Annotated in this window: 5 protein-coding genes and 1 pseudogene; 1 reads left to right on the top strand and 5 read right to left on the bottom strand. The window is 44.4% G+C overall.

Going from position 1 to position 8,871, the window contains the following annotated elements:
- The 5 genes from VIM89_RS01475 to VIM89_RS01455 form a co-directional block, all read right to left on the bottom strand.
- The coding region (locus tag VIM89_RS01475; protein WP_488154345.1) for an SDR family oxidoreductase at positions 1 to 771 on the bottom strand (771 nt) is incomplete at its 3' end.
- 269 nt (positions 772 to 1,040) lie between these two features.
- Positions 1,041 to 2,930 (bottom strand): DNA topoisomerase IV subunit B, encoded by a 1,890-nt coding sequence (locus VIM89_RS01470; RefSeq protein ID WP_488154344.1) that lies wholly within the window; start codon positions 2,928 to 2,930, stop codon positions 1,041 to 1,043.
- Positions 2,931 to 3,624: 694 nt separating this feature from the next.
- Entirely contained in the window at positions 3,625 to 4,197 is a 573-nt protein-coding gene (locus VIM89_RS01465) for a hypothetical protein (protein WP_488154343.1), read from the bottom strand.
- Between the two features lie 182 nt (positions 4,198 to 4,379).
- Positions 4,380 to 5,600 carry a dicarboxylate/amino acid:cation symporter gene (locus VIM89_RS01460; RefSeq protein WP_488154342.1) on the bottom strand — a complete coding sequence of 407 codons (1,221 nt, stop codon included), beginning with the start codon at positions 5,598 to 5,600 and terminating at the stop codon, positions 4,380 to 4,382.
- A 214-nt stretch (positions 5,601 to 5,814) separates the two neighbouring features.
- A complete protein-coding gene (locus VIM89_RS01455; protein ID WP_488154341.1) occupies positions 5,815 to 8,121 on the bottom strand; it encodes a family 20 glycosylhydrolase in 2,307 nt (768 codons plus the stop codon).
- 416 nt (positions 8,122 to 8,537) lie between these two features.
- Between VIM89_RS01455 and VIM89_RS01450 the strand changes: the two are divergent.
- Positions 8,538 to 8,871 (top strand): annotated as a pseudogene (locus VIM89_RS01450) (glucosamine-6-phosphate deaminase); the annotation flags it as partial.

The following is an 8,871-nucleotide window of genomic DNA, read 5'->3' as shown; positions in this document are numbered from 1 at the left end:
GGCATGCGATATCTTTAATGCCAGGGATGCGCCACCGATATATTTATTTGATCTTGGCGAAGCAGCAACTTTTACCATTGCCTCTGCAACCAATTTTGGATCATAAACCGGCGGAGAGGGTTTTAATACTTTGTTGGTGTAATTACCCGCATGACGAATCCCCGGAGTGTCCAGAAAAGCAGGGTATAAATCGCACACATGAATATGAGGCCATACAGCTAATTCAGCTTTTAAGGCTTCGGAAAACCCTCTCAACCCAAACTTGCTGGCGCTATAACCGGCGCTGTATGGCACAGGCAAATACCCGCCTATTGATATGTTGTTGATCAATATCCCGCTTTGCTGTGTTTTGAAAATTGGCATTACGGCATGAGCTCCGTAAATGTACCCCAGCAGATTTGTCCGGATCACTTGCTCGTGAACCTCAACAGGGGTATGGCTAAATTCACCTGCGGCGAGTACACCTGCATTATTGATCCATACGTCTATTCTCCCCGCCCAGTCGTTTGCCGCATTGGCCAGGTTGATGACTGATCCCGGATCGGTAACATCGGTGGTTACTACCAGGACTGTTGCACCTAAGCGCTCACATTCATGCGCTACTTCATTTAAGGTTTCCTCGCTTCGTGCTGCCAGTATAAGTGCCGGCTCATATCGTGCAAACTCCAATGCTGCTGCCCGGCCAACGCCACTCGATGCACCGGTGATTACGATTGCCTTATTTTTTAATTCTTCATACAAGTTCATAAAATGAATAACTACTTGTTTCACTTTATGTTTCAAATAAAAAGGTCATAAAAAAAGCGATGAGTTTGGCCCATCGCTTTTATCATTTCTTAGACTTACGAAGTTTTAAAAACTTCGTAAGTCTGCTAAGCTATACCGCTACCGGCAATTCTTCCGGCTCTGCTGTAATATTTGGATTAACAGTTTCGTCGTCCTTTTCCACCCTCAACTCGCGGATAATATGCTGCTGGCGGTCAGGTGTATTTCTTAGACTTACGAAGTTTTAAAAACTTCGTAAGTCTGCTAAGCTTAAGCTATACCGCTACCGGCAACTCTTCCGGTTCCGTTGTAATATTCGGATTAACAGTTTCGTCATCCTTTTCAACCCTCAGTTCTCGAATAATATGTTGCTGACGGTCGGGCGTATTTTTACCCATAAAGTATTCCAGCAGACTCTTGATGTTGGAATCCTTCAGGATAACGGGATCAAGGCGAATATCCTTACCGATAAACAAACCAAACTCTTCAGGCGATATTTCACCCAAACCTTTAAAGCGGGTGATCTCTGGTTTGTTGCCTAATTTGGCTATTGCATTTCGGCGCTCTTCGTCGCTGTAGCAATAGATGGTCTCTTTCTTATTTCTCACCCTGAACAGTGGCGTTTGCAGGATAGAAACGTGCCCGGCCTTTACCAAATCCGGGAAGAACTGCAGGAAGAAGGTCATCATCAATAGACGAATGTGCATACCGTCCACGTCGGCATCTGTAGCGATTACGATATTGTTATAACGCAAGCCATCAAGGCCGTCCTCGATATTCAAAGCATGCTGCAGCAGGTTAAATTCTTCGTTTTCATAAACCACCTTTTTGGTCAAGCCAAAACAATTAAGCGGTTTACCTTTTAAGCTGAATACTGCCTGGGTTTGTACATCACGTGATTTGGTGATAGAACCACTGGCTGAGTCCCCTTCGGTGATGAATAAGGTAGTATCCTGTTTGCGTTCGTGGTTATCGTCGAAATGCAGTTTGCAATCGCGCAGCTTGCGGTTGTGTAAGGATGCTTTCTTGGCACGTTCGTTAGCCAGTTTTTTGATACCGGCTATATCTTTACGTTCACGTTCTGATTGCAATATCCGTTTTAATAAAGCATCGGCAGTGGACGGATTTTTATGCAGGTAATTGTCCAGTTCCTTTTTAACAAAATCGTTAATAAAAGTACGGACTGACGGCCCTTCGGGACCGATATTCTGTGAACCCAGTTTGGTTTTGGTTTGAGACTCAAATACTGGTTCCTGAACTTTTATCGCTATCGCACCAATAATGGACGCACGGATATCAGAAGCGTCAAATTCTTTTTTGTAGAACTCTTTCAGGGTTTTTACTACTGCCTCGCGGAAAGCTGCTTGATGCGTACCGCCTTGCGTAGTATGCTGACCGTTTACGAATGAATAATATTCCTCGCCGTATTGCTGCCCGTGGGTCATGGCTACTTCGATGTCTTCCCCTTTCAGGTGGATGATCGGGTAACGCATAGTTTCCTGGTCGGCATTGCGGGCTAAAAGATCGTGAAGGCCTTTTTCAGATAAATATTTCTGACCGTTAAAGTTGATCGTCAAGCCAGAATTCAGGAACACATAGTTCCAGATCATGTTTTCGACAAACTCCGGGATAAAATGATAATGCCTGAAAATACTGTCGTCAGGCGTAAAATTGATAGCAGTACCGTTACGTTGAGTAGTTTCTTTTTCTGCCTCATCACGGATCAGTTCGCCTTTAGCAAATTCTGCTATTTTGGTTTTGCTATCGCGATAGGATTGCACTGTAAATGAATTAGAAAGCGCGTTCACCGCCTTGGTACCCACACCGTTCAAACCCACTGATTTCTGGAAGGCTTTGCTGTCGTATTTACCACCCGTGTTGATCTTGGATACGCAATCGATCACCTTGCCCAACGGAATACCACGACCGTAATCTCTCACGCTCACTTTATGATCGCTCAGATTGATATCAATGGTTTTACCGGCGCCCATCACAAACTCATCAATAGAGTTATCTACAATCTCTTTTAATAACACATAGATGCCGTCATCATAAGCCGAGCCGTCGCCCAGTTTACCGATATACATACCGGGACGCAGGCGTATGTGCTCTTTCCAGTCGAGCGACCGTATACTATCTTCACTATAATCAATTGGTTGTGCCATTTTTCTTCCTTGTTGTAAAGTTGAAACGTTGTAAGGTTGGAAAGTTGTATCTTCTTAACCTTGCAATGTTGTAAAAATATTTGATCGGGCCGGCAAAAATATGCCAACTTTTCAACATTTGGAGGTTGTTTAAATTTTGAATAGAATTTATAGTGGCAAAAGTTCTCACGCTGGGTAAAATTAAAAGGTCGCAAGAAAATGGCCCATAGGGTCTGCCGCTTTGTAGAAAAAAATGAATGTGATTAGTGCCGTGTAGCATTTACCCTCCATCAAGCGGGTAAACGCATTGCATTGTTCCATACCAGGAATGTCGATGAAGGGTAACCCCTAACGGGGCAAAAGCTGATTTCTTTTCATTGGCTACAAAGCGGTAGACCCTACGGGTCAAAGTCATTAAGTAAAGGGAATAGGAATATCATGTCGATTATAGCCAGGTGTGAACTCACCCCGAATGCGCTGCGCTGTTCGACCCTCTCTTTTGCAAGCAAAAAAGAGAGTAAAAAACAAAAGCCCTCTTTGCGCGAAGCGGAGAGAGGGCGGTCGAGCGAAGCAATGACCGGGTGAGTCGACTATGCGACATGCTTAACTTAATGACATTGCCCTACGGGTCAAAGAGGCAATACTATCAAAAAAAGTAGTGACGTGGCAGCTAAGCTGAGGAAAGAGTTTATTTATTTTTCCTTTTGTTAAAAATTCAGGATTTAAATTTCAGACTTCTGGCGGCTTTAAAAATGTTCTTAAAAAAACCTGAACCCTTTTCGTTACCAAAGCAAATGGCGACAATTGTGCCTACATGATCTTTATGTAAGGTAATGAGCAACGCATACTTATAATGTTTAGTTTCGTTGGCATCAGCCAGGTCTAACAGGTAGGTTTTGCCTTCGGTGGCGTTATAGCGGGCCAGGTAATCTGGTGGGATGATCGTTGTAAAATAACTTTGCCCGCCGCTCAGTTCGCTTGCTAAGGTGAGGCCGGTTTTATTGTATAGCGAGTCGGGGTGTTCGTTCGTTCGGGAAGTGTCGCTAACCAAATGTGCAAAACTTGCCAGCGCCTTTTTTTGTGAACGCACATTAAACCATACTTCAAACTCTTCACCCGGAAGCTCCAATGCGTAATCAAAAGTTAAAGTATCGTTATTGATTGGTTTTATCTCCTTAAATCCTTCTGGAGCGATATAAGCGACATTTGCCTCGCCTGCCAGCTTTACGAAATTTTTGAGTTGCCTGCTCTTTGGCTTACCTGCAGCATGGTTCGCCTGTTGCGACATTACTGAAATGTTAATGCACAGGAGCATTGATATCAATAGCAGATGCTTAAAGCAACGTGAAAAAATTGCAGTGAGGTGCATTGTGATCGGTTGGTCAATAAGTTTAAACAGGGCCAAAACAAATTTATAACAAATTTAGATAACAAGCACTCTAAACCCCTAAGTATTTGATTAGAATTGAATTAGACTTTGCTCTGCTGTCGCCCATTTACAAAGCGTTCTATTATCATGGCTACAACGGTATCGCCTGTGGCATTTAATAATGTAGCAACCGGATCTATCAATGTACCGACAATTATAGCAGGTGGCAATGCTTCAGGGGGGAGTCCATAAGTAGAGATAAAAAGGATTTCGCCAACATATCCGCCGTTAGGAATACCGCCTTCGACGACGCTGACAAGGACAGTCATGCCCAATGCCAGCATGATAGTCGTCGGACTGTCAAAGCCTCTGCCGAACATACTGAATACCACGGCCATTTTGAGAATAGATGATATGCTTGATCCATCTTTATGCAAGGTTGCACCTAATGGGATAGTGATGCCGGTCACCATATCTGAAACGCCCATCTTTTTGGCAGCGTCCAGGTTGGCGGGGATGGTGGCTATACTGCTGCAGGTTCCAACTGCGGTCGCCGATGGAATGATATTGTTCCGCCAATAAGTTTTAATACCCCTCACTCCGCCTGCTACAAATGCATAAAATGAGAATCCGGCTATGTAAATAAAAATGCTGACGCCGTAGCCGATGCCCATGGTATGCGCATAAGTTCCGAACAACGATGGACCGAAATAAGCAACCTGGTAAGCAAAATATGCGCCCAGACCTATCGGGCCGATCTTCATGATCAGTATAAAAACCTGCTGGAATACCTCGTTGCCTGATGATAGGAATTGCCTGAAATTTTGTCCTTTCTCTCCTGCTTTTAATGCACCAAATCCTGTTATGATAGCGAAGATGATCATTGCCAGCATATTCTTTCGCGATAGCAATTCGTAAAAATTACCTGTGCTGAGTATTTGTGTGATCTGATCGCCGGTGATAGATTTGTTGATGTTCTGTATCTCTTTTCCTGCGGAGGCTGTTGCAGGCGGCTGAATGGGGAATAATGTTACTGCAACTATAGTGACCACTGCCGCGACAAGAATAGTCGCCAGGAAAGTGACCGACATTACACCGATGATCTTACCTAAATTTTGAGTGCCCTTTACATTTGCTATAGCTGAAGAGATGCCGAAGAAAACCAAAGGGATCACCGCTACAAAAAGCAGGTTCAGGAAAATATCTCCGATTGGCTTGATTACCTCCGCCTGTTTACCGAATACGATACCAATAACGCTGCCGATAATGATACCGCCCAGCAGCCAGAATATACCGCTATAGTTGTGAATCCAAGTTTTCAATCCAATGAGTGAATTAGTGATTTGTAATCCAATTAGCGAATGAGTGAATTAGTGAATGTGTGATTTGTAATCTAATTAGTGAATGACTGAATACTTCACTCGTAAAAATAAAGCAATAATTCAATAACTCAATAATTCTTCAACTCGCTAATTCATTCATTCACTAATTCACTCATTAAAAACTAACTCACTAATTCGCTAATTCACTCATTCACTAATTAAACAGCATCTCCGGTGTTATCAACTTCTTATCCGTTGTTCCCGGAGCTATTACGTACATGCGTATTGCTGTTATTGGTCTGCGGCGGGAATTGGCGGGCGGGGCTGTGTAGAAATGTTTCAGGGTTATTTTGTGATAGCCTTTCAGCAATGAGAGTGCGCCTTCTTCATCACCTATTTTATTGCCGTCTATTTCCAGGCCGGTATCGGCGTAGCTGGCTAATGAGAAGTTATAGATACCATCTGTCGGCAGGTTGATGTAACCGCTGTAAATGATTCCTGCATCCGGGTAAGTTGATCTGCAATCTGCGGTTTCTAAAGTTTTGGCTATGCCGGAATCTGCGGGTTGGGCGTATTCAAACTGGTCGGGAGAGGTGAATATGCCTTTCATCAGCTTGTATTTTAGTCCCTGGTTGTTGCCGGTATAGTTGGCGGGTGCTACGGGCGCTTGGTTGAACATCACCGTTTTAGTTGGCAAACTGCGTCTGCCCGAAGGTGTGATCACCACGGTTTTAAATACGCGTTTTTCGCCCGGGGGAATGTTGATGGTTACCGGCGCATCATATCCCCAATCGGTATCCAACGGGTCGCGGCCGTTGAAGGTCATGTGTATTTTTGCGCCGGGTACTACAGATTTGGGCGCCATTACAAATTGCGAGCCGATCATCATGGTATCGATCACCTCAAATGCTGTTGGCACGCGATAGTTATAATGCATAGCGTCCAATCGTGCAAAATGTTTGGCTAAACGCACTTCCGAAAAGTCTTTATAATCCTTTTTTGCAGGATCGCTCCAGGCAACTTCTGATAAGGCGAACAATCTCGGCATGATCTGATATTGCAGCTTTTCTACCGTCGGCACATATTCCGTCCACAAATTGCCTTGTACGCCTATGATGTATTTCTTCTCATCATCGGTAAGCACCTTCGGTACGGGATCGTAATTATAAGTTTCCGGAAGCGTGGCATATCGTCCGAATGAAACCGGCTCCAGCGGCGAGCGGCTTTGATAATGGTCGAAATATAAACCTGTTGTCTGCGGCGTCATGATCACATTGTGCTTTTGCTGAGCGGCTGCTATGCCACCTGCCTCGCCTGTCCAACTCATTACGGTGGCGTTAGGGGCCAGTCCGCCTTGTAAAATCTCATCCCAGCCAATAATACTGCGGCCTTTTGAGTTGAGGAATTTCTCCATTCGCTGGATAAAATAGCTTTGCAGTTCGTTCTCATCCTTCAGGTTCAATTGCTTGATGAGCGCCTGGCAAAATGGCGATTCCTTCCATGGCTGTTTGTTCGCTTCGTCGCCGCCGATGTGGATATATTTGCTTGGGAAAAGCTCCATCACCTCGGTCAGCACATTTTCGAGGAAGGTGAAAGTTTCTTCAGTCGGGCAATATAAACCTGTTGTCCTTGCCGGGTTCTTTATTGAAGTATCAGGCACACATTGCAATTCCGGGTAAGCGCGTAAGGCTGCGTCTGAGTGTGCGGGCATTTCTATTTCGGGTACTACATTGATGAATCTATCTGCGGCATATTTTACTACGTCGCGGATCTGATCCTGGGTGTAAAAACCGGTGTATGGCGTATTATCGGGGTAGTCGCGGTTGGTACCGAACATGGGTTGTATGCGGGTTCCGCCTACTTCAGTCAGCTTGGGATATTTTTTGATCTCAATGCGCCAGCCGGCACCGTCGACCAAATGCCAGTGGAAATTATTGATCTTATAATAGGCCAGCAGGTCGATCACTTTTTTTACCTCGGTAACATTGAAGAAGTGCCGCGACACATCCAACATCATGCCCCTGTAGCCAAAACGCGGATGATCGGTAATAGCTAGGCAAGGCAGCTTCACGGTCGTTTCAGGAGCTACCGGGAACAACTGCATCAGCGTTTGCATCCCATAAAACAATCCTGCGCCTTTGCCTATGATGGTCACCCTGCGCGGGGTGATGTTCAGCTTGTATCCTTCGCTTGGCAGATCGGCAGCGCCTACCGAGGTCAGTATCACATTAGTGCCTCTTAGCTTAGCCTTCCTGCTGTATTTAAGCACTTTGTTGGTAAAATGCTGGTTCGCCAGGAAGTCTTTTAACAATTCAACCGATTTACTTTTGGGCTGATCGGCACGGATCACGGTCGTTTTGCTGAAAACAAAGGTGCCAGGCGATTTTACCAATGACTGCGGCGCCGGGATGATGCCCAGATACGGATCGTTATCCTGCGCTTTCGCAACATTGGCGACCGACAATAACATCGACACAATAAAAAACAGACAAATACTTTTACAGGATTTTGGATTGATCATAGCAGGCTGATTGGTTTTAAGCGGGATACTTAGGCTATTATAGGAAATATCTGTGATTTTAATGGAAGTTGGCCATCTATTGTAATCACATTGATACAAAACGGGACATTTGTTAAAACAATAATTAAATTAAATTACTTATTAAAAAAATTTAAAAAGTATTTGCACTTATAAATATATTGCTTTATGTTTGTTTACCTTAATCAAAGTCGCAATGACTTGCAGAAGGGGCCTTACATCGAATATGTTAATACATAGAATACAGCTTTCTTTAGTTGTTTCACTCTCGCGGTGGAATGATTTGATAGTTAAATTGGTTTGAACGAAAAGTCCTCGCAGTAGCGGGGATTTTTTTTGACAAAAAATTTGAAGAACACAAACTATAACCCATATAAACAACAACCATTACAAAAAACATGGCGCGATTAAATTTATTGGAAGAGACCCGGTATGAGAAGTTGCCGGTGTGCGTATTTGCAAACCAGAAAGAAGCCTCGGTATCCGTAGCAAGGCGGATAGCCGACCTGATCCGCAGTAAGCAGGATAAAGGCGAACAGGTGGTGCTTGGCCTGGCTACAGGTGTAACCCCGCTGGGTGTGTATGCCGAGATGGTGCGCCTGCACCGCGAGGAAGGCCTGAGCTTTAAAAACGTGATCACCTTCAACCTGGACGAGTACTACCCGATGAAGCCCAATGCGGTTCAAAGCTATGTGACTTTTATGTATGAGAATTTGTTCTCACACATCGACA

The organism is Mucilaginibacter sp., assembly GCF_036568825.1.
GTDB lineage: Bacteria > Bacteroidota > Bacteroidia > Sphingobacteriales > Sphingobacteriaceae > Mucilaginibacter.
The sequence above is the reverse complement of the archived record's forward strand: the minus strand, read 5'-3'. Positions and strand labels throughout refer to the sequence as shown.